General features: G+C 70.6%; 12 protein-coding genes, 3 rRNA genes and 1 pseudogene. 6 read left to right on the top strand and 10 right to left on the bottom strand.

Annotation, left to right across the window (positions count from 1 at the left end; genetic code table 11):
• The first annotated feature begins 5 nt into the window (after positions 1 to 5).
• Entirely contained in the window at positions 6 to 1,538 is a 1,533-nt protein-coding gene (locus NI25_RS21095; RefSeq protein WP_061443941.1) for a type IV secretory system conjugative DNA transfer family protein, read from the top strand.
• 17 nt (positions 1,539 to 1,555) lie between these two features.
• Here the strand turns inward: NI25_RS21095 and NI25_RS21090 are convergent, their stop codons facing one another.
• The gene (locus NI25_RS21090; protein ID WP_199560981.1) at positions 1,556 to 2,116 is read right to left on the bottom strand and encodes a GNAT family N-acetyltransferase; all 561 of its coding nucleotides are present in this window, start codon (positions 2,114 to 2,116) and stop codon (positions 1,556 to 1,558) included.
• Positions 2,117 to 2,210: 94 nt separating this feature from the next.
• Here NI25_RS21090 and NI25_RS21085 point away from each other — a divergent pair, with 94 nt between their 5' ends.
• Positions 2,211 to 3,500 (top strand): sensor histidine kinase, encoded by a 1,290-nt coding sequence (locus tag NI25_RS21085; protein ID WP_061443940.1) that lies wholly within the window; start codon positions 2,211 to 2,213, stop codon positions 3,498 to 3,500.
• Positions 3,497 to 4,177 carry a response regulator gene (locus tag NI25_RS21080; protein ID WP_061443939.1) on the top strand — a complete coding sequence of 227 codons (681 nt, stop codon included), beginning with the start codon at positions 3,497 to 3,499 and terminating at the stop codon, positions 4,175 to 4,177. Before NI25_RS21085 ends, NI25_RS21080 begins: the two co-directional genes overlap by 4 nt.
• Positions 4,178 to 4,255: 78 nt before the next feature.
• On the opposite strand, the gene rrf is transcribed toward NI25_RS21080, so the two are convergent.
• From rrf to NI25_RS21060, 4 genes are all read right to left on the bottom strand, one after another.
• A 5S ribosomal RNA gene (gene rrf / locus NI25_RS21075) occupies positions 4,256 to 4,372 on the bottom strand.
• An 85-nt stretch (positions 4,373 to 4,457) separates the two neighbouring features.
• A 23S ribosomal RNA gene (locus NI25_RS21070) occupies positions 4,458 to 7,580 on the bottom strand.
• Positions 7,581 to 7,895: 315 nt separating this feature from the next.
• Positions 7,896 to 9,422, bottom strand: a 16S ribosomal RNA gene (locus tag NI25_RS21065).
• The 16S, 23S and 5S rRNA genes sit together here, the layout of an rRNA operon.
• A gap of 634 nt (positions 9,423 to 10,056) precedes the next feature.
• Positions 10,057 to 10,605 (bottom strand): MarR family winged helix-turn-helix transcriptional regulator, encoded by a 549-nt coding sequence (locus tag NI25_RS21060; RefSeq protein WP_061443938.1) that lies wholly within the window; start codon positions 10,603 to 10,605, stop codon positions 10,057 to 10,059.
• 153 nt (positions 10,606 to 10,758) lie between these two features.
• On the opposite strand from NI25_RS21060, the gene NI25_RS21055 reads away from it, so the two are divergent.
• Positions 10,759 to 12,039, top strand: a complete 1,281-nt coding sequence (locus tag NI25_RS21055; RefSeq protein WP_061443937.1) for an MDR family MFS transporter — start codon at positions 10,759 to 10,761, stop codon at positions 12,037 to 12,039.
• 49 nt (positions 12,040 to 12,088) lie between these two features.
• Here the strand turns inward: NI25_RS21055 and NI25_RS21050 are convergent, their stop codons facing one another.
• Positions 12,089 to 13,738 carry an ATP-binding SpoIIE family protein phosphatase gene (locus NI25_RS21050; protein ID WP_061443936.1) on the bottom strand — a complete coding sequence of 550 codons (1,650 nt, stop codon included), beginning with the start codon at positions 13,736 to 13,738 and terminating at the stop codon, positions 12,089 to 12,091.
• Between the two features lie 182 nt (positions 13,739 to 13,920).
• A complete protein-coding gene (locus NI25_RS21045; RefSeq protein ID WP_061443935.1) occupies positions 13,921 to 15,300 on the bottom strand; it encodes an NAD(P)/FAD-dependent oxidoreductase in 1,380 nt (459 codons plus the stop codon).
• Between the two features lie 373 nt (positions 15,301 to 15,673).
• Between NI25_RS21045 and NI25_RS21040 the strand changes: the two genes are divergently transcribed.
• The gene (locus NI25_RS21040; RefSeq protein ID WP_061443934.1) at positions 15,674 to 16,507 is read left to right on the top strand and encodes a TetR/AcrR family transcriptional regulator; all 834 of its coding nucleotides are present in this window, start codon (positions 15,674 to 15,676) and stop codon (positions 16,505 to 16,507) included.
• A gap of 199 nt (positions 16,508 to 16,706) precedes the next feature.
• On the opposite strand, the gene NI25_RS39480 is transcribed toward NI25_RS21040, so the two are convergent.
• Positions 16,707 to 17,069, bottom strand: coding sequence for a hypothetical protein (locus NI25_RS39480; RefSeq protein WP_061443933.1), 363 nt, complete (start codon positions 17,067 to 17,069; stop codon positions 16,707 to 16,709).
• A 212-nt stretch (positions 17,070 to 17,281) separates the two neighbouring features.
• On the opposite strand from NI25_RS39480, the gene NI25_RS21030 reads away from it, so the two are divergent.
• Positions 17,282 to 19,309, top strand: coding sequence for a sigma-70 family RNA polymerase sigma factor (locus NI25_RS21030; protein WP_061443932.1), 2,028 nt, complete (start codon positions 17,282 to 17,284; stop codon positions 19,307 to 19,309).
• On the opposite strand, the pseudogene NI25_RS21025 reads toward NI25_RS21030, so the two are convergent.
• Together NI25_RS21025 and NI25_RS21020 are read right to left on the bottom strand one after the other, a co-directional pair.
• A pseudogene (locus NI25_RS21025) lies at positions 19,296 to 22,573 on the bottom strand (BTAD domain-containing putative transcriptional regulator). The gene NI25_RS21030 and the pseudogene NI25_RS21025 sit on opposite strands and share 14 nt — an antisense overlap.
• A 610-nt stretch (positions 22,574 to 23,183) precedes the next feature.
• Entirely contained in the window at positions 23,184 to 25,343 is a 2,160-nt protein-coding gene (locus tag NI25_RS21020) for an asparagine synthase-related protein (RefSeq protein ID WP_078884681.1), read from the bottom strand.
• Between the last annotated feature and the right edge of the window lie 298 nt (positions 25,344 to 25,641).

The following is a 25,641-nucleotide window of genomic DNA, read 5'->3' as shown; positions in this document are numbered from 1 at the left end:
GACGCATGAGACCGGACGACCGCCGCGATCAGCGGCCGGCCCAGGGCGGCATCCCCGACGGCCTGCTGATCGGCGTACTGGCCTTCCTCCTCGGCATGACCCTGCTGGTGTGGACGGCGACGGGCCTGTCGGCCCTGTTCGCCCACGGCTCCTGGCCCGACGGCGTCAGCTTCACCGGCACCCCGCAGGCCATGCGCAACCTGATCGCCGAACCCCATGACATCCCCGGCGCCTGGCCGGACGCCCCTCGCACGGCCCTCTCCGGGTACGGGCTGTTCTGGGGCCTGTTCATCGGCCAACTGATGGTGCTGGTGGTGCTCACGGTGTTCGTGATGGGCACGGTGGCCCGGTGGCGCGCGGTACGGCAGCGGAGGCGCGAGGAGCCGGTCGCAGTGCCGACAGCGGCGTCGCCGGCGCAGGAGGCGCCGGTCCGGGAGACACCGGTCCGGGAGACTTTGGTCCAGGACGATCCGGTGCACGAGGTACCCACCCCGAGGGCCCCGCAACAGGCCCCGCCCACCACGCCCGCGCCGCAGGCCCCGGCCGGGCAGGACGCCCCCTCGGCCTCCGTGGCCACCAGCAGACGGGCGAGTGGGTGGGAAACGAACCGCGCCGAAGGCGCGGTGCACTACGGCCCCCGGGACAGCCGCCACGGAACCGCAACGGACGCCCTGCGGGACGCAGAAGGCGCCGCCCTCGTCATCACCTCCAACCCCGCCCTCTGGTCGGACACCAAGGACGCCCGCGCGAAACTCGGCCCCACCCACCTCTACGACCCGAACCACCTCTGCGACACCCCCGCCCGCCTCCACTGGTCCCCCACCGCGGGCTGCGAGGACAGGGAGACGGCCACCGCCAGAGCCGCCGCCCTGCTCACCCCGGTCCGTCCCACCGCCCGCCTCGACCAGGCGGTCGGCGACACGGCCGAACTGCTGCTGCGCAGCTACCTGCACGCCGCCGCCATCGACGGCCGCACCATCCGCCACGTTCACCGCTGGTCCCAGGGTCTCCAGGTGCAGGACGCCGTCCGCATCCTGCGCACCCACCCCAAGGCCGCCCCCGGTTCCGCGGGAGAACTCGAAGGGTCCCTCACCGCCCATCCCGAACGCCGGGACATGGCCCAGCAGCTGACCGCCCGGACCCTGGCCACGCTCTCCACGGTCAATATCCGCGAGGCCTGCACTCCCAACCGAAATGATGCCCTCGCCTTGGATTCCTTCATCCACGAACAGGGAACCCTTTACGTGGTGGGTGAATCCATCGAGGACCCCCGTACGAGCCCGGGCGCGATGCCGCTGCTGACGGCGCTCGTCTCCAGCGTGGTCGAGCGCGGCCGGCGCATGGCCGAACGGTCATCCTCCGGTCGCCTCGACCCACCACTGACGCTCGTCCTGGACGACGTCGCGGCCGTGGCCCCGCTCCCCCGGCTCCCGGAGCTGCTCGCCACCGGCACGGACCTCGGCATGCCGACTCTGGCCCTGCTCCGCTCCCGCGAACAGGGCCGCGCCCGCTGGCCCCACGACGAACTCCCCGTCTGACCGCGGCACGGGACGGGTCAGCGCTCCAGCACGTACTCCAACTCGTGGTCGCCGGGCCCGCCCGCCAACGGCACCGTCCGCCCGCTCGGCACGAACCCGGCCTTGCGGTAGGCGCCCCGCGCCCGCCCGTTGTCCGGGTGCACGATGAGCCGCACCCGCTCCAGACCACTCGCCCAGGCCCACTCGAGACCGGCGTCGAACAGCGCCTTCGTCAGCCCGCTCCCGCGCCACTCGGGCCGTACGAACACCCCGACGACGTGCCCCTGCCGCCGGTCCACCGGAAACCCGGCCCAGTCCGTAGTCCCGGCCTCCTCCACGATCACGGTCAGCGTCCCGAGCCACAGCCCGCCTGGCCCGACGGCGACGAGCTGCTGCGCCCCGGCAGCCCCCTCGCCGCCCATGGCGGCCCGCTCCTGCCAGAAGGCGTCCGGCTGCGCGGCCGCGTCCTCGTACGTCTCCAGGTACGCGAGGTCCGCGACAGGATCCCGCAGCGCGCGCAGCCGCAGCTCCTTCACCGCGGGCCACTCGTCGGCGCGTATGGAGCGGATCACGTAGTCACCGGGGACCGAGGCACTCATGCGGGCCACCGTAATACCCGGGTACTACGCCCCTCATCTCATATACGGCCCACGGAACGACGCATCCCTCCCCCATACCCCCGACCATGGTCGGATGGACCACGTGGACGCCGCCCGGCCCGCACCGGAGGACCGAGTCGCCGAACCCCTCACCGAGTACATCCAGCGCTTTACCCGGCGCGTCCGTGGCTTCGACCGCCGCCGTCCACTCGTGTGGGACCTGCACCTGACCGGATTCTGGCTGACGGCCGCCCTCATCGACCTCAGCGCCTACCTCAACGGCGGCCGGCGCTACGTCGCCCACGACCTGGACGTTCCCAGTGGGCTGCTGCTCGCTCTGACCCTGGGCTTCACGCTTCCTCTCCTGTGGCGCCGCTCCCACCCGGCGGCGGTGCTGCTCACCATGGCCCCGGTCGCCCTCCTCAACGCCTGGACCGGCGCCATCCTCCAGGCCGCCATGCTCCAGCTGCTCGTCGTCTTCCACATCGCCCTGCGCCTCTCCCTGCGCACCCTCTCCTGGGCCTCCGTCCTCGTCCTCACCCCGGTCGCCGTCTCGGGCATCCGTTACGGCGACCAGCCCACCTGGGAGCAGCAGATCGGGGCCCAGCTGATGTCCGTCGCGGTGGCGGCGCTCATCGGCATCACGGTCCGCACCCGCCGCAACTACACCGACGCCCTGGAGGACCGCGCCCACCGCCTGGAGACGGAACGCCACCAGCAGGTCCGGCTCGCCGCCGCGGCCGAACGCGCCCGCATAGCGCGGGAGATGCACGACATCATCGGCCACAACCTCTCCGTCATCACGGGCCTGGCCGACGGCGGCCGCTACGCCGCCGCCAAGTCCCCCGACCGCGCCGCCCAGGCCCTCGACGCCATCAGCACCACCAGCCGCCAGGCCCTCGGCGAACTCCGCCGCCTCCTGGACGTCCTGCGCGACGACGCCCAGGACGGCACCCCCACGGCGCCCGAACTGGCTCCGCAGCCCGCCCTCACCGACCTCGACCGGCTCCTCGACGGCGTCCGCCGGGCCGGCCTCCCCGTCCGGATGACCGTTCAGGGCGAGCCCGCGCTCCCCGAGGGCCGCCAGCTCACCCTCTACCGCGTCATCCAGGAAGCCCTCACCAACACCCTCAAACACGCCGGCCCCGACGCCACCGCCGACATCGAGCTGTCCTACGGGGCAGGCGGCGCCGTCACCCTCACCGTCACCGACACGGGCCGGGCGGCCCCGCCCCCGTCCCCAACCCTCACCGGCGGCCGCGGTCTGCCCGGGATGCGCGAACGGACGTCCCTGTACGGCGGCACACTTGAGGCCGGCCCACGCCCGGCCCCCGAACGGGGCTGGCGCGTCCATCTGCACCTACCGGAGGAATCCCCGCAGTGACCACCGTCCTCATAGCCGACGACCAGCCCCTCCAGCGCTTCGGCTTCCGGATGCTCCTGGAGAGCCAGGACGACATGACGGTCGTCGGGGAGGCGGCCGACGGCGCCGAAGCCGCCCGGCTTACGGCCGGACTCCACCCGGACGTCGTCCTGATGGACGTCCGCATGCCCGGCTTGGACGGCATCGAGGCGACCCGACGTATCGTCGCCGGCGGGGGCCGCTCCCGTGTCCTCATCCTCACGACCTTCGACCTCGACGAGTACGCCTACTCCGGGCTGCGCGCCGGTGCGTCGGGTTTCCTCGTCAAGGACGCCCAGCCGGAGGAGCTCCTCTCCGGCATCCGCGCGGTGGCCACGGGCGACGCGGTGGTCGCCCCGAGCCTCACCCGCCGCCTGCTCGACGCCTACGTCCACCATCTGCCGGCCGCCACAGCCCCGGCCGACTCCCCCAGGACTCCCGGCGACTCCCGCGATCCCCGCCTGACCACGCTCACGGAACGCGAGACAGAGATCCTGCGCGTCATGGGCCAGGGCTGGACCAACACAGAGATAGCCGAGCGCTTCCACCTGGCCGAGTCGACGGTGAAGACCCATGTGGGTCGCATCCTGGCCAAGACGGGTTCGAGAGACCGCGTCCAGGCCGTCATCCTGGCCTACGAAACGAAGCTGGTGGGCTAGAACCCGCGAGGGGAACAACCGACCCTAAACGCAGAAAGCCCCGCACCGTTCCCGGTGCAGGGCTTCCTCGCAATAATTGTTCGGCGGCGTCCTACTCTCCCACAGGGTCCCCCCTGCAGTACCATCGGCGCTGTAAGGCTTAGCTTCCGGGTTCGGAATGTAACCGGGCGTTTCCCCTACGCTATGACCACCGAAACACTATGAAACAGACAACCAACCGGTAACCAACACGGTCTGATTGTTCGTGGTTTCAGAACCAACACAGTGGACGCGAGCAACTGAGGACAAGCCCTCGGCCTATTAGTACCGGTCACCTCCACACCTCACGGTGCTTCCAGATCCGGCCTATCAACCCAGTCGTCTACTGGGAGCCTTACCCCATCAAGTGGGTGGGAGTCCTCATCTCGAAGCAGGCTTCCCGCTTAGATGCTTTCAGCGGTTATCCCTCCCGAACGTAGCCAACCAGCCATGCCCTTGGCAGAACAACTGGCACACCAGAGGTTCGTCCGTCCCGGTCCTCTCGTACTAGGGACAGCCCTTCTCAAGACTCCTACGCGCACAGCGGATAGGGACCGAACTGTCTCACGACGTTCTAAACCCAGCTCGCGTACCGCTTTAATGGGCGAACAGCCCAACCCTTGGGACCGACTCCAGCCCCAGGATGCGACGAGCCGACATCGAGGTGCCAAACCATCCCGTCGATATGGACTCTTGGGGAAGATCAGCCTGTTATCCCCGGGGTACCTTTTATCCGTTGAGCGACGGCGCTTCCACAAGCCACCGCCGGATCACTAGTCCCGACTTTCGTCCCTGCTCGACCCGTCGGTCTCACAGTCAAGCTCCCTTGTGCACTTACACTCAACACCTGATTGCCAACCAGGCTGAGGGAACCTTTGGGCGCCTCCGTTACTCTTTAGGAGGCAACCGCCCCAGTTAAACTACCCATCAGACACTGTCCCTGATCCGGATCACGGACCCAGGTTAGACATCCAGCACGACCAGACTGGTATTTCAACGACGACTCCACCCACACTGGCGTGCGAGCTTCACAGTCTCCCAGCTATCCTACACAAGCCGAACCGAACACCAATATCAAACTGTAGTAAAGGTCCCGGGGTCTTTCCGTCCTGCTGCGCGAAACGAGCATCTTTACTCGTAGTGCAATTTCACCGGGCCTATGGTTGAGACAGTCGAGAAGTCGTTACGCCATTCGTGCAGGTCGGAACTTACCCGACAAGGAATTTCGCTACCTTAGGATGGTTATAGTTACCACCGCCGTTTACTGGCGCTTAAGTTCTCAGCTTCGCCCAGACGAATCTGAGCTAACCGGTCCCCTTAACGTTCCAGCACCGGGCAGGCGTCAGTCCGTATACATCGCCTTACGGCTTCGCACGGACCTGTGTTTTTAGTAAACAGTCGCTTCTCGCTGGTCTCTGCGGCCACCCCCAGCTCAGAGTGCAAGACTCATCACCAGGCGTGGCCCCCCTTCTCCCGAAGTTACGGGGGCATTTTGCCGAGTTCCTTAACCATAGTTCACCCGAACGCCTCGGTATTCTCTACCTGACCACCCGAGTCGGTTTAGGGTACGGGCCGCCATGAAACTCGCTAGAGGCTTTTCTCGACAGCATAGGATCATCCACTTCACCACAATCGGCTCGGCATCAGGTCTCAGCCGTATGCAAGGCGGATTTACCTACCTTGCGGCCTACACCCTTACCCCGGGACAACCACCGCCCGGGATGGACTACCTTCCTGCGTCACCCCATCACTCACCTACTAACCGCTTGGGTCGGCGGCTCCACCACTCCCACTGACGGCAAAGCCGGCAGCGGACGGTTTCACGGCCTTAGCATCACGATGCTCGATGTTTGACGCTTCACAGCGGGTACCGGAATATCAACCGGTTATCCATCGACTACGCCTGTCGGCCTCGCCTTAGGTCCCGACTTACCCTGGGCAGATCAGCTTGACCCAGGAACCCTTAGTCAATCGGCGCAAACGTTTCTCACGTTTGTATCGCTACTCATGCCTGCATTCTCACTCGTCAACCGTCCACAACTACCTTCCGGTGCTGCTTCACCCGGCAGACGACGCTCCCCTACCCATCCATACAGGCGTTGGCCCTATTGTATGAATGACACGACTTCGGCGGTACGCTTGAGCCCCGCTACATTGTCGGCGCGGAATCACTAGACCAGTGAGCTATTACGCACTCTTTCAAGGGTGGCTGCTTCTAAGCCAACCTCCTGGTTGTCTGTGCGACTCCACATCCTTTCCCACTTAGCGTACGCTTAGGGGCCTTAGTCGATGCTCTGGGCTGTTTCCCTCTCGACCATGGAGCTTATCCCCCACAGTCTCACTGCCGCGCTCTCACTTACCGGCATTCGGAGTTTGGCTAAGGTCAGTAACCCGGTAGGGCCCATCGCCTATCCAGTGCTCTACCTCCGGCAAGAAACACACGACGCTGCACCTAAATGCATTTCGGGGAGAACCAGCTATCACGGAGTTTGATTGGCCTTTCACCCCTAACCACAGGTCATCCCCCAGGTTTTCAACCCTGGTGGGTTCGGTCCTCCACGACCTCTTACAGCCGCTTCAACCTGCCCATGGCTAGATCACTCCGCTTCGGGTCTTGAGCGTGCTACTGAAACGCCCTATTCGGACTCGCTTTCGCTACGGCTTCCCCACCCGGGTTAACCTCGCAACACACCGCAAACTCGCAGGCTCATTCTTCAAAAGGCACGCAGTCACGAGAACAAGGCAAGCCTTGTTCCGACGCTCCCACGGCTTGTAGGCACACGGTTTCAGGTACTATTTCACTCCGCTCCCGCGGTACTTTTCACCATTCCCTCACGGTACTATCCGCTATCGGTCACCAGGGAATATTTAGGCTTAGCGGGTGGTCCCGCCAGATTCACACGGGATTTCTCGGGCCCCGTGCTACTTGGGTGTCTCACAAGCAAGCCGCTGACATTTCGACTACGGGGGTCTTACCCTCTACGCCGGACCTTTCGCATGTCCTTCGCCTACATCAACGGTTTCTGACTCGCCCTGTTGCCGGCAGACAACAGAAGTGAGATCCCACAACCCCGCACACGCAACCCCTGCCGGGTCTCACACGTGAACGGTTTAGCCTCATCCGGTTTCGCTCGCCACTACTCCCGGAATCACGGTTGTTTTCTCTTCCTGCGGGTACTGAGATGTTTCACTTCCCCGCGTTCCCTCCACACTGCCTATGTGTTCAGCAGCGGGTGACAGCCCATGACGACTGCCGGGTTTCCCCATTCGGACACCCCCGGATCAAAGCCTGGTTGACGACTCCCCGGGGCCTATCGTGGCCTCCCACGTCCTTCATCGGTTCCTGGTGCCAAGGCATCCACCGTGCGCCCTTAAAAACTTGGCCACAGATGCTCGCGTCCACTGTGCAGTTCTCAAACAACGACCAACCACCCATCACCCCGGGAAAAACTCCCGAGTGCACTGGGGCCGGCAACCGAAGACCCAGCCTCACGGCCGTGCCCTCAGACACCCAACAGCGTGCCCGACCGGAACCCGTCCGGTGATCGTGCGTTCCACGCTCCGAAGAGCAGTACTAGCAGCCACCGACCCGTGGTCCCGACCGAGTAGTCAACGTTCCACCCATGAGCAACCAGTGCGAGACGTTCGCTCGCATGCTGGCCTCTGACCAGTCCGAAGACCGGTAAGAAGTGCTCCTTAGAAAGGAGGTGATCCAGCCGCACCTTCCGGTACGGCTACCTTGTTACGACTTCGTCCCAATCGCCAGTCCCACCTTCGACAGCTCCCTCCCACAAGGGGTTGGGCCACCGGCTTCGGGTGTTACCGACTTTCGTGACGTGACGGGCGGTGTGTACAAGGCCCGGGAACGTATTCACCGCAGCAATGCTGATCTGCGATTACTAGCGACTCCGACTTCATGGGGTCGAGTTGCAGACCCCAATCCGAACTGAGACCGGCTTTTTGAGATTCGCTCCACCTTGCGGTATCGCAGCTCATTGTACCGGCCATTGTAGCACGTGTGCAGCCCAAGACATAAGGGGCATGATGACTTGACGTCGTCCCCACCTTCCTCCGAGTTGACCCCGGCGGTCTCCCGTGAGTCCCCAACCTCCGAAGAGTTGCTGGCAACACGGGACAAGGGTTGCGCTCGTTGCGGGACTTAACCCAACATCTCACGACACGAGCTGACGACAGCCATGCACCACCTGTACACCGACCACAAGGGGGGCACCATCTCTGATGCTTTCCGGTGTATGTCAAGCCTTGGTAAGGTTCTTCGCGTTGCGTCGAATTAAGCCACATGCTCCGCCGCTTGTGCGGGCCCCCGTCAATTCCTTTGAGTTTTAGCCTTGCGGCCGTACTCCCCAGGCGGGGCACTTAATGCGTTAGCTGCGGCACGGACAACGTGGAATGTTGCCCACACCTAGTGCCCACCGTTTACGGCGTGGACTACCAGGGTATCTAATCCTGTTCGCTCCCCACGCTTTCGCTCCTCAGCGTCAGTATCGGCCCAGAGATCCGCCTTCGCCACCGGTGTTCCTCCTGATATCTGCGCATTTCACCGCTACACCAGGAATTCCGATCTCCCCTACCGAACTCTAGCCTGCCCGTATCGACTGCAGACCCGGGGTTAAGCCCCGGGCTTTCACAACCGACGCGACAAGCCGCCTACGAGCTCTTTACGCCCAATAATTCCGGACAACGCTTGCGCCCTACGTATTACCGCGGCTGCTGGCACGTAGTTAGCCGGCGCTTCTTCTGCAGGTACCGTCACTTTCGCTTCTTCCCTGCTGAAAGAGGTTTACAACCCGAAGGCCGTCATCCCTCACGCGGCGTCGCTGCATCAGGCTTGCGCCCATTGTGCAATATTCCCCACTGCTGCCTCCCGTAGGAGTCTGGGCCGTGTCTCAGTCCCAGTGTGGCCGGTCGCCCTCTCAGGCCGGCTACCCGTCGTCGCCTTGGTGAGCCATTACCTCACCAACAAGCTGATAGGCCGCGGGCTCATCCTGCACCGCCGGAGCTTTCGACCCGCCAAGATGCCTTGGCAGGTCAGTATCCGGTATTAGACCCCGTTTCCAGGGCTTGTCCCAGAGTGCAGGGCAGATTGCCCACGTGTTACTCACCCGTTCGCCACTAATCCCCACCCGAAGGTGGTTCATCGTTCGACTTGCATGTGTTAAGCACGCCGCCAGCGTTCGTCCTGAGCCAGGATCAAACTCTCCGTGAATGTTTACCCGTAATCGGGTGACACCACGAGAGCGGAACATCGGGAGGAATAATCCCGACGTTCACAGCGTCCTCGCTGTGTGTCTCAAAGGAACCTCAACCCGATCGAACCGATCAGGTCGGGGTATCAACATATCTGGCGTTGACTTTTGGCACGCTGTTGAGTTCTCAAGGAACGGACGCTTCCTTTGTACTCACCCTCTCGGGCTTTCCTCCGGGCGCTTCCCTTCGGTCTTGCGTTTCCGACTCTATCAGATCTTTCCGATCCGATTTCCTCGGTGCTTTCCAGGTTTCCGCTTTCGCGTTTCCCTTTCCGGCGAGTCCGACTCTATCAGATCCTTTCGGGCTCTGATTCCCCGTCAGAAGGGGTTGCCGTCCCGGCCGTTGGGCCGTTCCGACGTCTCAAACCTTAGCGGACCTTCTCGGCGTTTCCCAATCGGGCTCGACCGGGCCGACGCCTACCCGTCGGAATTGAATTCGGGCGCGCCGAAGTCATTCCCGTTGGGGATCGTGCTGGTGGTTTGAGTGCCGCTGCTGCGGCGGGAGGTGCTGCCGCAGAACCGTTACGGTGCCGTGGCAACTCGAAGAACCTTACGGATCCGGCAGGGGGCTGTCAAGCATCGCTGTCAAGATCTTTAATCGAGGTCGCTGAGCCGGCCGCCTGCGTCCGGCTGGGCGTGTTCCACCCTGCGCAGGAGGCGGGTGAGCACCTCGCCGAGCGCGGCGCGGTCGTCGGCGGAGAGGTCCTGGAGCAGCTCCTCCTCGAAGACCGTGGCGAGGCGCATGGCGGCCAGCCACTTCTCGCGCCCCTCCGCGGTGATCGCCACGATCACCCGGACCCGGTTGTTCTCGTCGCGTTCTCGGGTGACCAGTCCCTCCGCGACCATGCGGTCGATGCGGTGGGTCATCGCGGCGGGTGTCAGGCCGAGGCGCTTGGCGAGGTCGCCGGGTCCCAGGCGGTAGGGAGCGCCGGAGAGCACCAGGGCCTTCAGCACCTCCCAGTCCGTGTTGCTGATGCCCAGCTCGGCGGTCTGCCGGCCGTACGCGACGTTCATACGGCGGTTGAGGCGGGAGAGCGCCGAGACGATCTTCTCGACCTGGGGGTCGAGGTCCTGGAACTCGCGCTGGTAGGCGGCGATCTGCTCTTCGAGTGTCGGCTCGCCGGCGCCGGAGGTGTCGCCCATGGCCGCAGTATGGCACGCGACTCCTTTGCTTTGAAGTCCTTCGCTATGTACTCTTTAGCTTCGAACTTTAGCTTCTAAGTCTTCAGCCTTCAGCTCTGACGGCTGCAGCGATCGATCCCGAGAGATCAAGAGAGGGTGAACGTGACCAGGGCAATGGGCGCGGCGATGCGCCGGATTCACGTGGGCAACGCACTCAGCGCGTTCGGACTCGGCTTCACGGTCCCCTACCTGTACGTCTATGTGGCGCAGGTACGGGGACTGGGTTCTGTCACGGCGGGCCTCGTGCTCGCCGTCTTCGCCGTGGCCGCGCTGATCGTGCTGCCGTTCGCCGGGCGGGCCATCGTCCGGCGCGGCCCGCTGCCGGTACTGCTGGTCGCCCTGGTCACCGCCGCGCTCGGCGCGATGAGCCTCGGACTGTCCGCATCGGCTGCCACGGTGCTGCTGTCCGCCGCCGCGCTCGGCGCGGGGCAGGCCGTGATGCAGCCGGCGCTCGCGACGATGATCGTGGACTGCTCCACGACGGAGACCCGGTCTCGGGCGTTCGCGATGCAGTTCTTCCTGCAGAACCTTGGACTGGGCGTCGGCGGGCTCATCGGTGGCCACCTGGTCGACACCTCGAGCGCGTCGTCCTTCACGTTGCTGTTCGCCATCGAGGCGGCGATGTTCCTGGTGCTGGTCGCCGTCATGGCGACGGTGCGGGCGCCGCGCGCACCGCGGATCGAGGAGGCGCCGGGGCAGAGCACCGGCGGCGGGAGCTGGAAGCAGCTCCTCGGCAACCGGGCCATGGTGCAGCTGTGCGTGCTGGGCTTCGTGCTGTTCTTCGCCTGCTACGGGCAGTTCGAGTCGGGGCTGAGCGCGTACGGCGTCGAGGCGGCCGGTATCTCCACCTCCGCTCTGGGGACCGCGCTGGCGGCGAACACGCTGATGATCGTGGTCGCGCAGTTCGCGGTGCTGAAGTTCGTGGAGCGACGGAAGCGCTCGCGCGTGATCGCGTCCGTGGGACTGATCTGGGCCGTGGCGTGGGCCGTGGCCGGGTACGCCGGGCTCGGGCACGGCAGTCAGGCGATGGCGACGGCCGCGTTCATCTCGACGTACGCGCTGTTCGGGCTGGGGGAGGCGATGCTGTCGCCGACGCTGGCGCCGCTGGTGGCGGACCTCGCGCCGACCGGGCTCGCCGGGCAGTACAACTCCGCCTTCGCCCTGGTGAAGCAGCTCGCGCTGGCGATCGGGCCCGCGGTGGGCGGGCCGCTGGGGGCCTCGCTGCACGGGCCGTACATCGTGGCGTTCCTGTTGTTCTCGCTGGGCATCACGGTGCTGGCGGTGCGGCTGGGGCGGCAGCTGACCGACGTACAGAATCAGCCGTCGCTCGCGCGGAGCCGCGTGGTCACGCAGGGCGGGGCGCCGGCCGACGCGGTGGTGGCCGCGGAGGCGTGAGCGGGCCGGGAGCCGAGGGGCCGGTGCTCCCGCCGCCCCCGGCGCCGGCTCACGGCTTCTGCAGGACGAACTCGCACCAGACCGCCTTGCCGCCGCCCGGCGTGCGCCGGGATCCCCAGTTGGAGGCGATCGTCGCGACGATGGCGATGCCCCGGCCGGACTCGTCGCCGGGCTCCGCCCGACGGCGCCGGGGCAGGTGGTCGTCTCCGTCGGTCACCTCGATGATCAGACGGCGGTCGGTGCGGCGCAGGCGCAGCCGCATCGGCGGGGTGCCGTGCTGGAGGGAGTTGGCTACCAGTTCGCTGGTGGCCAGGACGCCCAGGTCGTGCAGGTCGGCGGGGAAGCGCCAGCTGGTGAGGACGCCGGAGGCGAAGGCACGCGCGCGTGGGGCCGCTTCCACTCCGCCGAGCAGTTCCAGTGCGGCGTTGCGGAACAGCTCGGCCTCGGCGCCCTTGCGGGCGGGATGCTGGAGGACGAGGACGGCGACGTCGTCGTCGTGGTCCGGGGTGACGCCCGCCGAGCGGACCAGGCGGTCGCAGACGACCTGGGGCGTGCCGGTGGCGCCGGACAGGGCGTGCTCCAGGGCGGCGATTCCCTCGTCGAGGTCCTCGTCGCGGCGTTCCACCAGGCCGTCGGTGTAGAGGACGGCCGTGGAGCCGGGGGGCAGGGCGATCGAGCCGGAGGCGTGGATCCAGCCGCCGGTGCCGAGCGGGGGGCCGGTGGGTTCGTCGGCGCGCTGGACGGTGCCGTCCTCGTCGCGGACGAGGATGGGCAGGTGGCCGGCGGACGCGTAGACGAGGCGGCCCTCGTTCGGGTCGTGGATGGCGTAGACGCAGGTGGCGATCTGGTTGGCGTCGATCTCGGCGGCGAGGCCGTCGAGGAGCTGGAGCACCTCGTGCGGGGGCAGGTCGAGGCGGGCGTAGGCCCGGACCGCCGTGCGGAGCTGGCCCATGACGGCGGCCGCGCGGACGCCTCGCCCCATGACGTCGCCGATGACGAGCGCGGTGCGGCCGCCGCCGAGGGTGATCACGTCGTACCAGTCGCCGCCGACCGCGGCCTCGGTGCCGCCGGGGTGGTAGGTGGCGGCGACGCGCAGGTCGTCGGGCTCCTCCAGCTCCTGCGGGAGGAGGGAGCGCTGGAGGGTGACGGCGGTTTCGCGCTGGCTGCGTTCGCTCGCGCGGAGGCGGCCCGCGGCTTCGGCGTGGTCGGTGACGTCGGTGGCGAAGACGAGTACGCCGCGGCCCTCGCGGTTGTGGCCCTCGGGGACCGGGGTGCAGGTGAAGGTGTAGGAGCGGCCGTCGGGTGCCTTGCGGGACTTGAGGGTGCGGGGCCTGCCGCTGCGCTGGACCTGGTCCAGGAGCGGGAAGAGGCCTGGCTCGTCCAGCTCGGGGAGGGCCTCGCGGGCACGGGCGCCGAGGTCGCGCGTACCGAAGGCGGCGACGTAGGCGTCGTTGACGTAGGCGAGGCGGTGCTCGGGCCCGTGGACGAGGGCGACGAGGGCCGGGACACGGTCGAGGACGTCGCGTACGGGCAGGTCGTCCACGTCGGGGACGGGCGGGGCCTCGTCGGTCAGCTGTTCGGCGCGGGCGGCGGGTACGGAGCCGTCTCCCCGGCGGTCCGGGGGGACCGCCGTGTCCGTCCGCGACGCGGCGCGGCGCTGTGTTCCGGGGAGTCGGGCGCTCCAGCGCGTGAAGTTCACGAATCCTTGCCTCGTGTAGTTGTCGGCGGCCGGGGACCGGGACGGGCCGGGGCGGCCCGGGCCCCGGGGGCCGCGCTGGGGCGAGCGGCGGCGCGCCCGCGGTGGTGGACCAGTCTGGCAGGGTGCCCGCCCGGCCGACATCCGTCAGACGCCCCAGTGGCCGGGGGAGTTCCTGGCTCCGGTCAGGACGACCCCTTCGGGTTGTGCGGAGGTTCCTGAGAAGGCTTTCCACCGGCCGCGAGTTCGAACTCCGCCCGCGGATGTTCGAGGGAGCCGAGGGAGACGATCTCCCTTTTGAAGAGGCCGGCGATCACCCATTCGGCGAGTACGCGCGCCTTGCGGTTGACGGTGGGGACCCGGCTGAGGTGGTAGGCGCGGTGCATGAACCACGCGGGGTAGCCCTTCAGCCTGCGCCCGTAGACCTGGGCGACGCCCTGGTGGAAGCCGAGGGAGGCGACGGAACCGGCGTTGGTGTGCGCGTACGTGTCGAGGGGCTCGCCGCGCAGGGCGTGGGCGACGTTGTCGCCGAGGACCCGGGCCTGGCGGACGGCGTGTTGCGCGTTGGGGGCGCAGGTGCGGCCGGGTTCGGCGGCGGTGACGTCGGGGACGGCGGCGGCGTCCCCGGCCGCCCACGCGTGGGGGGCGCCGTCGACCGACAGGTGGGCGGTGCAGGTGAGCCGGCCCCGGTCGTCCAGGGGAAGGTCGGTGGCGGCGAGGACCGGGTGCGGTTTGACGCCGGCCGTCCAGACGACCGTGCGGGTGGGGAAGCGGGAGCCGTCGCTGAGGACGGCGACGCGGTCGGCGCAGGATTCGAGTCGGGTGTCCAGGCGTACGTCGATGTTGCGGCGGCGCAGTTCGGTGACCGTGTAGCGGCCCAGTTCCTCGCCGACCTCGGGCAGGATGCGGCCGGAGGCCTCGACGAGGATCCACTTCATGTCCTCGGGGGTGACGTTGTGGTAGTACCGCGCGGCGTAGCGGGCCATGTCCTCCAGTTCGCCGAGGGCCTCCACGCCCGCGTAGCCGCCGCCGACGAAGACGAAGGTGAGGGCGGCGTCGCGGAGTGCGGGGTCGCGGGTGGAGGAGGCGATGTCCATCTGTTCGAGGACGTGGTTGCGCAGGCCGATGGCCTCCTCGACGGTCTTGAAGCCGACTCCGTGGTCGGCGAGACCGGGGACGGGCAGGGTGCGCGAGACGGAGCCGGGCGCGAGGACGAGTTCGTCGTACGTCACCCGCCGGGCGCCGGTCTTCTCCTCGTCCGTGGCGAGGGTGGTGACGGTGGCGGTGCGCGTCGTGTGGTCGACGGACCGCACCTCGCCGATGACGACGTCGCACTGGCCGAGGACACGACGCAGGGGAACGACGACGTGCCGCGGGGAGATGGAACCGGCCGCCGCTTCGGGGAGAAACGGCTGGTACGTCATGTAGGGGTCGGGGGTGACGACCATGATCTCGGCCTCGCCCCGCCGCAGTTCGCCCTTGAGATTCCGTTGCAGCCGCAGGGCCGTGTACATCCCGACGTAGCCACCGCCGACAACGAGAATGCGCGCACGTTCCTTCACCACCCCATGACGCACCCGACGCTTGCGTTTGTCCACAGGCTCGGCAAATTGTGTGACTGGAGATCTTGGGCGCGCGCAGGCGGGAGAAACAGGCCGGGGATACGTGATCACGCAGGTCAGCGGGGGCGGGGGCGGGGTTCGGGGGTGACACATTCGGGGCGTATGCGATCGGTGCTCCGATCGGGGGGCGCTCCGTGCGGAACGTGCCCCTTCTGAATTGACCCTCGCTCAACTATGTTCTTTCCGACGGTGTGTGGGGGGATGTGCTCATGGGGTCCGCGACGGGCGGACCACGGAAGCGGGCCCGATCCGTGCACTCCGGCTTCGATGGCGGGGAGAGTCTCCGGGGGGAGACGTCATTACCGGGGGATTGTCTATGCATGTTCAGGATTCTCATTGGTCGTCCGCGTCGGCCGTCGCGCCCGGCGGTGCGATGAGTACGGCGGCGGGCGGCGCCCGCGGAGACGCGGCACGCAGCGCGCCCTTGCGCGTGGACGCCCAGCGCAACCTCGAGCACGTGCTGCGCGCGGCGCGCGAGGTGTTCGGCGAGCTGGGATACGGCGCGCCGATGGAGGACGTGGCGCGGCGCGCGCGGGTCGGCGTGGGCACGGTGTACCGGCGTTTTCCGAGCAAGGACGTGCTGGTGCGCCGGATAGCCGAGGAGGAGACGGCTCGGCTGACCGACCAGGCACGCGCGGCGCTCGGGCAGGAGGACGAGCCGTGGTCGGCGCTGTCCCGTTTCCTGCGGACGTCGGTGGCCTCGGGCGCCGGCCGGCTGCTGCCGCCGCAGGTGTTGCGGGTCGGGGTTCCGGAGGACGGTGAGGGCGGTACCGGTGGCGCCGGTGGTGCGGCGGCCGGTGATCCCCGGGTGCCGCAGCAGCGGATACAGCCGGGCACCGGCGAACTGCGGCTGGTGCCCGAGGAGACCGCTGCGGCCGGGGCTCCGGCCGACGGGGTGGGTTCCGTCGCCGCCTCCGGCGTCGGCTCCATGCCGGGCGACGAAGGCGCCGCGACGCTGCTGGAGGTCGTGGGCCGGCTCGTGGAACGGGCGCGGACGGCGGGTGAGCTGCGGCCGGACGTGTCGGTGTCCGACGTCCTGCTGGTGATAGCCACGGCGGCACCCTCACTGCCGGACCCGGCCCAGCAGGCGGCGGCCTCGGCCCGCCTGCTGGACATCCTGCTGGAGGGCCTGCGGTCACGGCCGGCCTGAGAGGTCCGACGGGAAACGGCCCCGTGCGGGACGGCCCGCTCGGGAGGGCCCGCTCGGCACGGCCCGCGCGTGACGCCCGGTGCGGAACGGCGGGCGCCGACCGGGCCTGTCCGGGACGGCCGGAGCCGAACGGCCGGAACTGGACGGGCGGAACTAGACGGGCCGGTCCGGGACTGGACGGCCGAGAACGGAACGCGCCCTACTCGGACGGCCGGTGCGGTGCGCATCCTGCACGGACGCCTGGGGCGGTGCGCGTCCTGCACGGACGCCCCGGGCGGAAGGCGTCCTGCACGGAACGGCCGGGGCGGAAGGCGTCCTGCACGGAACGGCCGGGGCGGAAGGCGTCCTGCACGGAACGGCCGGGGCGGAAGGCGTCCTGCACGGAACGGCCGGGGCGGAAGGCGTCCTGCACGGAACGGCCGGGGCGGAAGGCGTCCTGCACGGAACGGCCGGGGCGGAAGGCGTCCTGCACGGAACGGCCGGGGCGGAAGGCGTCCTGCACGGAACGGCCGGGGCGGAAGGCGTCCTGCACGGAACGGCCGGGGCGGAAGGCGTCCTGCACGGAACGGCCGGGGCAAGGCGGGGCGGTCCGGGGTGGGGGCGCCGTTGGTTGGTCCGACTCTCCTTCCCCGAACGGCTGAGCGTTATTACCGCGGCCCGGCAAGTCCCCACAGAAGAGTGATGGTCGGCACAGGGGGGTCCTGAACAAAAGCCAATATGGCACGCTGACCCGGTGTTCGGACTGGCTGGGCAGGTTGGCGGGGGCTTTCCGCGATGAGCGTTGACGGGCGGGACGGGTCAGTCGGTGACGGCGAGAAGGGGCCCGGTGACACCGGGGCCGGTGCCGCCCGGGAGGGCGACTCGCCGCAGGTGCCGGGCCAGGGCGGTCCGGCCGGACCGGCCCGCGACCGGCAGGCCGGCCCCGTCGAGGACGGTGGCCGCGATGTTCCCGCCGGGGACGAGGGCGGAGGCCGTGCCGGGGCCGGGGTCCCGGCGCAGCGCGAGCTGCACGAGGACAGCGTGCTGCCGCCGCCCCGGGAGCCGGACGACGACGGCATCCTGCCGCCGCCGCGCGAGCTTCCGGCGTCCGACGCGGAGTTGATCCAGCGGATGCGCTCGGGCGACGACACGGCCTACGAGGAGCTGTACCGGCGTCACGCGGACGCGGTCCGCCGGTACGCGCGCACCTGCTGCCGTGACGCCCACACCGCGGACGACCTCACCGCCGAGGTGTTCGCCCGCATGCTCCAGGCGGTGCGCGGCGGTTCGGGTCCCGAGCACGCCGTACGCGCCTACCTGCTCACCGCGGTCCGGCGCGTGGCCGCCGGCTGGACCCGGTCGGCGGGGCGGGAGCAGCTGGTCGAGGACTTCGCGGTGTTCGCCGCGCAGGCCGCCTACACCGCGAAGGTGCCGGACGACGACACCCTGGAGCTGGGCGCCGACGTCCGTGCCATGCACGAGGCCGAGCAGTCGATGGCCATGCGGGCCTTCCGGTCGCTGCCGGAGCGGTGGCAGGCCGTGCTGTGGCACACCGAGGTCGAGGACGAGTCGCCGAGCGAGGTGGCCACGCTCTTCGGGCTGGACGCCAACGGCACGCGCGTCCTCGCCAGCCGCGCCCGTGAGGGGCTGAAGCAGGCCTACCTCCAGGCCCACGTCAGCGATGCCCTCGCCACCGACGAGGAGTGCGCCCGCTACGCCGACCAGCTCGGCACGTACGCGCGCGGCAGGCTGCGCATCCGGGCTCAACGCGGGCTGCGCAAGCACCTGGAGGAGTGCGCCAGGTGCCGGCTGGCCGCGACCCAGATCGAGGAGGTCGCGAGCGGCATCCCCGCCGTGGTGCCCGTCGCGGTCATCGGCTGGTTCGGTGTCGCCGGGTACGCGAAGGCGGCCGGGCTCATCGCCGGCGGCGCGGGCGCGGGTGCGGCGGGAGCCGCGGGCGCGGCGGCCGCGGCGAGCGGCGGCAGTTCCGGCGGCGCGGGCGCCGGAGGCGGTGCGGCGGCGGAAGGGCTCGGCGCGCCGGTGAAGGCCGGTATCGCGGCCGGTGTGGTCGCGGTGGCCGCCGCGGCGGCGCTGGCCCTCGCGCTGGCCGGCAACGACGCCCCGGACAAGGAACCGCCGAAGGCCGCCCCGCCGGCCTCCTCACCGGTGGCACAGCCCGCCCCGGACACCCCCACGCCCTCGACGCGGCCGCCGAACCCACCCGAACCGGTGACAGCGCCCGAACCGGCCCCGACCCCCACCCCCACGCCGAAACCGACCCCGACTCCGAAGCCCGCCCCCACACCCACCCCGACGCCGAAACCGACCCCGACACCCACCCCGACACCGACTCCCACGCCGACTCCCACCCCGACGCCTCCGCCCCCGCCCGCCGTCTACCAGTGGAGCGAGCTGGCGTACGACGTGAGCGGCGACGGCACCGGCCCGGAGATGCGGCTGGCCGGGAGCAGCTGGGTCTGGCAGCGCTCGGGCCTGTCGATCGACGACGTGTCGTACGCGCACGGCGTCACCGTCAACGGGCGTTCCTCGGTCACCATCGACCTCAACCGTGACTGCTCGTCCTACGACGCGCTGGTCGGCGTCGACGACCTGACGATGAAGCTGGGCAAGGTCCACTTCTCGGTGTACGCAGACGGCGTCCGGCTGTGGAACTCGGGGATGGTCAAGGGCGGCGACCCGGCGGTCCCCGTCCACGTGGACATCGCGGGGCGCGAGACGCTCCGGCTGGTGACCGAGCCGCACAGCCCCGTCGACACGGTGGCGCTCGCGGACTGGGCCGAGTCCCGCTTCACCTGCGCGTAGGCGCCTGCGGGACCGGCTGCCCCACCGCCGACTCCAGCTCGGCGGCGACGTCCCGGGGCGTGAGTACGGCCCCCTCGGCCAGTTCGACGTCGTACCGCTCACCGCCGAGGGCTCGGCGGGCGGCGGCCGCGGCCCGCTCGGCGTGTGCGCGGTCCGGCACGGGGCGCGGCCGGTCGCCGCGCCAGTGTCCGGCCGCACCGAGCAGCCGCACCGCGCGGGCATGGTCGCCGAGGTCGCTCAGCAGCCCGGCCGAGCTGTCCACGAGGGTCGCGAGGATCAGGTCGGCGCACCGTTCCTCGACGGCCGTGCGGACGGTGCCGGCCAGCAGCGACAGGGCCGCCCTCGGTCCCGACTCGCCCGCCGTCACGAGCGCCTCCACCAGCCCGAGCATCGCCAGGAACTGCGGCGGCGGCGTGCCGCGCAGGCATTCCTCGTGGGCCGCCTCCCACAGGACGCGCGCCCGTGCGAAGTCCTCCTCCACCACCGCGAGCCCGGCGCGCAGCATCAGGACGAAGGCCTTGGAGTCCACGACGCCGTACCGGTCCGCCGCGGCCCCGGCCTCGTCGAGGACGCCGAGTGCCGTGCCGTAGTCCCCCTCGCGGTAGGCGATCTCGGCGAGCCGGGCGATGAGGAACGGCGCCTCCGCGAAGGCGCCCACCTCCTCGGCGAGCCGCAGCGCCTCCTCGTACTCGGCCCTGGCCTCCTCGTAGCGGCCGCGCACCATGGCGGCCTCGCCGAAGGCGCTGCACACCTGGGCCTCCACCAGGCGGTCGCCGACGCGGCGGCTGAGCACTCGCAGCTCCGCCAGGTCGTCGTCGATGCCGACCGGGGTGCCCGAGAGGTCGACCACCGCGTGGGCGCGGAACATGAGGCTGGCGGCGATCTCCCACTCGCCTCCGTACGCACGGCAGTTGGCGACGGAGGCGTCCATGGAGCCGCGGACGTCGTCCGAGTCGCTGACGAAGAACTCGGTCAGCGGCCAGATGAGGCCGGGCACCCGGGCCGCTTCGGGGCCGCCCGCGGCGAAGTGGTCCCGCACCCGTCGCACGTACCGCCGCATGCGCTCGTCCCGCAGTCCTTCCCTCGGCGCGGTCTCGAAGGTGAGGAGGATGTGCATCATCCGCACCCGCATGCGCAGGGCGTGCAGCGGGTGCGGCGGGTCGCCGTCCCGCTCGGCGAGGAGCGCGTCCACGGGATCGGCGGCACGGTCGAGGACGTCCGTCGCCGGCGCCGAAGGGCCGTCCGCGTCCAGAGCGGCGCCGAGGCGCAGCACCCGGTCCAGCCATCCGACGCCTTCGTGACGGTAGTTCCGCAGCCACCAGAACCAGCCCATGGCGAGGGCGAGTGCGGCGGCCTCCGGCTCGTCGCCCGCGGTCAGAGAGCGGTCGAGGGCCGCGCGGAGGTTGTCGTGCTCGGTCTCCAGGCGGGCTATGTACGGCAGTTGTCCGGCCGAGCGCAGTCGCGGGTCGGCCTCCTCGGCCAGGGCGCGCGCCCAGGCGCGGTGGGCCCGCTCGGCGTCGGCGCGCAGCCCGGGAACCTCGGCGGCGCGTTCCCCGGCGTACTCGTGGATGGTCTCCAGCATGCGGTAGCGCATGTCGGCTCCCTCCCGGCCGAGATCGGCGACGACGAGGGACTTGTCCACGAGAGCGCCCACGAGGTCCGCGGCGGGCCCGGAACACACGGCCTCCGCCGCCGCCAGGTCCCAGCCGCCCGCGAAGACGGACAGTTCGCGCAGCATCGTGCGTTCCGGCTCGTCGAGGAGGTCCCAGGACCAGTCGACGACCGCGCGCAGGGTCTGCTGGCGGGGCAGGACGGTGCGGCTGCCGGAGGTGAGCAGGCGGAAGCGGTCGTCGAGCCGGTCGGCGATCTCCCGGGGAGTGAGCAGCCGAGCCGGGCGGCGGCCAGTTCGATGGCGAGCGGCAGTCCGTCGAGGCGCCGGCAGATCTCGGCGACGGCCTCCTCGTCGCGCAGTACGACGTCGGCGTCGGGCCGTACGGCACCGGCGCGCGCGGTGAAGAGACGAAACGCCTGCTCGGGGCTGAGCGGCTCGACCGGGCGCACCGATTCACCGGGCACGCCCAGCGGCTCCCGGCTGGTGGCGAGGATGGTGAGGCCCGGGCAGCGGGTCAGCAGGGTCTCGGCGAGCCGGGCCGCCGCGCCGATGACGTGCTCGCAGTTGTCCAGGACCAGGAGCAGGCTGCGCGGCGCGCAGTACTCGACGAGGAGGGCGACGGGATCGTCCTGCACGGTCGGCCGGTCGCCGGTCAGCAGCACCGTCTCGCGCAGCCCGAGGGCGTTGACGACCGCGCCGGGCACCGCCTCCGGCCGGTCGAGCGGGGCGAGTTCGACCAGCCACGCCTGATCGATCCCGGCGGCGGCCTCCTCGGCGAGGCGGGTCTTCCCGGAGCCGCCCGGCCCGGTGAGGGTGACGAGGCGGGCCCGGCGCACGTCGGAACGGATGGCGTCGAGCTCCCGTTCGCGTCCCACGAAGGTGGTCAGCCTGGGCCGGATGTTGCCTCGGCGCTCACCGGCCGCAGCCCGCTCGGTCTCCGGCTCCGCGCCGAGCAGTTCGGCGTGCAGGGTGCGCAGTCGGGTGCCGGGCTCGGTGCCGAGGCCTTCGGCGAGGGTGCGGCGGACGTTTTCGTAGGCGGCCAGCGCGTCGGCTGCGCGGCCGGTGGCGCGTAGGGCGGTGATGAGGAGGGCGTGCAGGGGCTCGTCGTACGGGTGCGCGGCGGTCAGTTCGCGCAGCCGCGGTACGGCGTCGTGGGCGTCGCCGAGGCGCAGACCGGCCTCGATACGGGCGCGGGTGGCCTCCAGGTGCAGGGCTTCGGCGCGGGCTGCGTGGCCGGGGAGGTCGGCAAGGGCAGGGCCGCGCCACAGGGCGAGTGCCTCGTCCAGGTGCCGGGCGGCGGTCGCGGCGTCGCCGTGTCCGAGGGCGGCCGTGCCTTGCCGTACGAGGCGGTCGAAGACGTACAGGTCCACGTCGTCGCGGGTTGCCGCGAGCCGGTATCCGCCGGGGGCCGAGGCGACGGCTTCCTTGCCGACGGTACGGCGGAGGCGGCCGACCAGGGCCTGGAGGGCGGCGGGGGCGTCTTGCGGCGGGTCGTCCTCCGCCCAGACCTCGTCGATCAGCGTGGTGGGCGTGACGACCTCACCGGGGCGCAGGGCGAAGGCGGTGAGCAGCGCGCGCAGCCGGGGGCCGCCGGGGGTTGCGACGGTGCCGTGGTCCTCCGTCTGGGTGACGCCCAGGATTCTGTACCGCACGGGGTCATTGTCGCCGAGCGGGTGTGAGCGGGCACGGGGCGGCCACCGGCCCGGGGTCCCCAGTCACGCCCGGTGGTGCGGGCACGGGGTCGGTCGCGCGGCCCGGCGCCCACAGGGTGCCCGGTGCGGGTGCGGGTGCGGTCGCGCGGCCCGGCGCCCACAGGGTGCCCGGCGCGGGTGCGGGGGTGGGTGACGCGGCCCGGCGTTGCGGGGTGCCGCTGCGCCCACCCGTGCCGCCCCAGCGGCACGACTGCCCGCAGCTACGACGACGGCGGCGGGGAGAGCCGCGTACGGCGGGGACGGGGCAGCGGCGTGGGGCGGCCGGCAGACGCGTACGGCGAGGAGGGGGCGGGTCGGGGGGTGTCCGCCCGCAGCGGTTGGCGCGTCAACGCCGTACAGATCTGTGGCCCACCGATTCCGCGCCGTTCCGAGGACGGACACCCCCCGGCCCGCCCCCGACCCACAACGCACCCCAAGGCGCTACGCGCACCCCCACCGAACCCGCACCGGCGCCGCAGGCACCCCGCACCCCCACCGAACCCGCGCAGGCGCCGCAGGCATCCCGCACCCCCACCGAACCCGCACAGGCGCCGCAGGCACCCCGCACCCGTCACCCCCGTCGCACGACCGCCCCCGCACCGCCCAGCGCGCCCCGTTGTGGCGCGATGCCGCCGGGGACCGCGCGCTGGCGGGCCGGGGTGCCGGTCCAGCAGGTGCCGCGGCGGGCCAGGAGGCGGCCGAGCCACAGCTCCAGGGAGACGAGGTCGGCGAGCCCGTCCAGCGGCAACGGCTCCCCCGCGGCAGCCGCCCGCACCGCCTTGCGCACGACCCGCGCCTCCACCAGCCCCGCCTCCGCGAGCAGCGGCCGGTCGAAGAGCCCCAGCAGGGAATCCGCGGCGACCCGCAGCCCCGTCCGCGCCGCGGAGGCCGCCAGCGCCTGGGTCGGCGCCCCCCACCCCGGCGGCAGCTCGCTCACCCCCGCCCCCTCCAGCACGGACCGCAGGATCGCCGCCCGCGCCCCCGGCTGCACCCGCAGCGCCTCCGGCAGGGCCCGGCACGCCCGCACGACCTGGTTGTCGAGGAACGGGGTGTGCAGCCGCTGGAAACGGATCTCCGCGGCCTGTTCCAGCACCCGCACCTCCGCCGCCTGCCGGGCCAGAGCCGCCCGCGCCCGGAAGTCCCCCGGCCGCTGCCCCGGCCCCACCCCCGACCGCTGCGAGGACGTCTGCAGGCGAACCGATACTTCAGCCAGCGCCTCTCCGGTCAGCCACCGCGCCGCCGGCCCCGCCCCGGCCCAGGTCAGCGCGGCCAGGGACGCGTCCATCGCCCCGTCACCGGGCGGGTCGAACCGCCGCCGCAGCAACCGCTCGGCGAGTACTTCGAGGCCGCTCCGGTACGGCGTGCGCGCCAGCCGCCGCGCCGCCGCGTACACGCGGGCGGGGACCAGTACCGACCCGTCGGCCCTGGCGAGCGCGGCGACCGGCCGCACCAGGTGGCGCCTCTTGCGGTCCATGAGGAGGTCGGCGAGGCGCGCCGGATGGGCGTCCAGCACCTGCCGCGCCCCGTATCCGGTGAAGTGGTCCGCGCTGCCCGCGGCCAGCCGCGCCCGGTGGCGTGCGGCGGCGACCAGGAAGGACCCCGGTTCGTCGGTCAGCGGCCCGTCGAGGGCGGCGTACGGCAGCATGTCGTCGTCGCCGGTGACCACCACGTGGTGGAACCGCGGGTTGGCCGCCAGCGCCCCGGCCCGCGCCAGTTCGGGTTCCTGCCCGCCGACGGCGAGGTCGTTGAAGGTGACGGCCAGCAGCCGCTCCCCCGCCCCGGTGCCGTGCCCCAGCACGGTCCCCGGCATCCCCGGCAGCCCGGCCGCCAGCAGCGCCAGCGTGCCCGAGGCCGGCCCGCCGGACAGGTCGGCCCCGATCCCCGGCACCGGCATCCCGCGCGCCGCACGCCGTTCGGCGGGCCCCATGCCCGGCACCGGGCCGGGGTCGATGCCGTCCCCGGGGACGTGCCGGGGCGCGGCGAGCCGGGTCCGTACCGCCTCCACCAGGGCGTCCCGCACGCCGTCCACCGCACGGTCGGGGTCGGCCGCGGGCGCCGCGACGGCGAGCGAGGCCACCGGCTCGTACCCGGCGATCTCGCGCGCCCCGGCGCGCAGGATCAGTGCGTGGCCCGGCGGAACGCGCTTCACGCCGTCGTACGGGGTGGAGTCGTCGAGCGCGGCGGGCACGTCGGGCGTGGCGAGCAGCGCGGCGAGATGGCCGAAGTCGAGGTTGGCCTCGACGAGGTCGGCGAGCGGCAGCGCGGCGGTGGCGTAGGCGGTGCCGCCCGCCCAGGGGGTGTGGAAGACCGGCCGCGCGCCCGCGAGATCGCCGCACACGGTGATCCGTCGCCCGACCTGGACGACGGCCGTGTAGCTGCCGGGCCACGCCGTCAGATGCCGCAGTGCGCCCCCGCGCGCGGCGAACAGCGCGACCCGCAGCTGCTCGTCGCTCGCGCCGCAGATGCCGAGGACGGCGATCCGGGTCTGCGGGTCAGCGGTGACGACACGCACCTCGTCGGGACGCCAGTCGCCGACCGCCCACAGCGGGTCGGGGTCGCCCCACAACGCCTGTGCCCCTACGGGCTGCACGGTCTCACCGTCGTAGCCGGTGGCCCCGGCGGAGCCGTAGAACCCCGCGGAACCGGTGGCCCCGGCGGAGCCGGCCGCCCCGGCCGTCCCCGCTGCTCCTGCTCCCACGGCGGCGCTGCTCCACCCCACCAACCACCGCATCGACGCCTCCACAGGCTGGGGACAACCAGTGCACCGTACGAACTGGTTCCCCATGCTGCCACGAAGGGCGCGCCACAGAGCGTCGGCGGAGCCGTGTGTGCTCCGCGAATGCGCCCCGGCGGAGACTCACGCCAGGACGCCAACTCCCTTGCACCGCCTCCGGGACGCCGCAACCGAGGGAGTGAAGACGACGCGAATGCGCCCCCGAAACGCGCCCTTTGGCTCCCCCGCGCGCCCTCAACTCCCGTGGTGAGGGCGGTGGTACCCCGAAATCACCGGGGGTGATTTTCAGCCAAAT

It is taken from the genome of Streptomyces sp. CCM_MD2014 (assembly GCF_000772045.1).
Classification (GTDB): domain Bacteria; phylum Actinomycetota; class Actinomycetes; order Streptomycetales; family Streptomycetaceae; genus Streptomyces; species Streptomyces salinarius.
The sequence above is the reverse complement of the archived record's forward strand: the minus strand, read 5'-3'. Positions and strand labels throughout refer to the sequence as shown.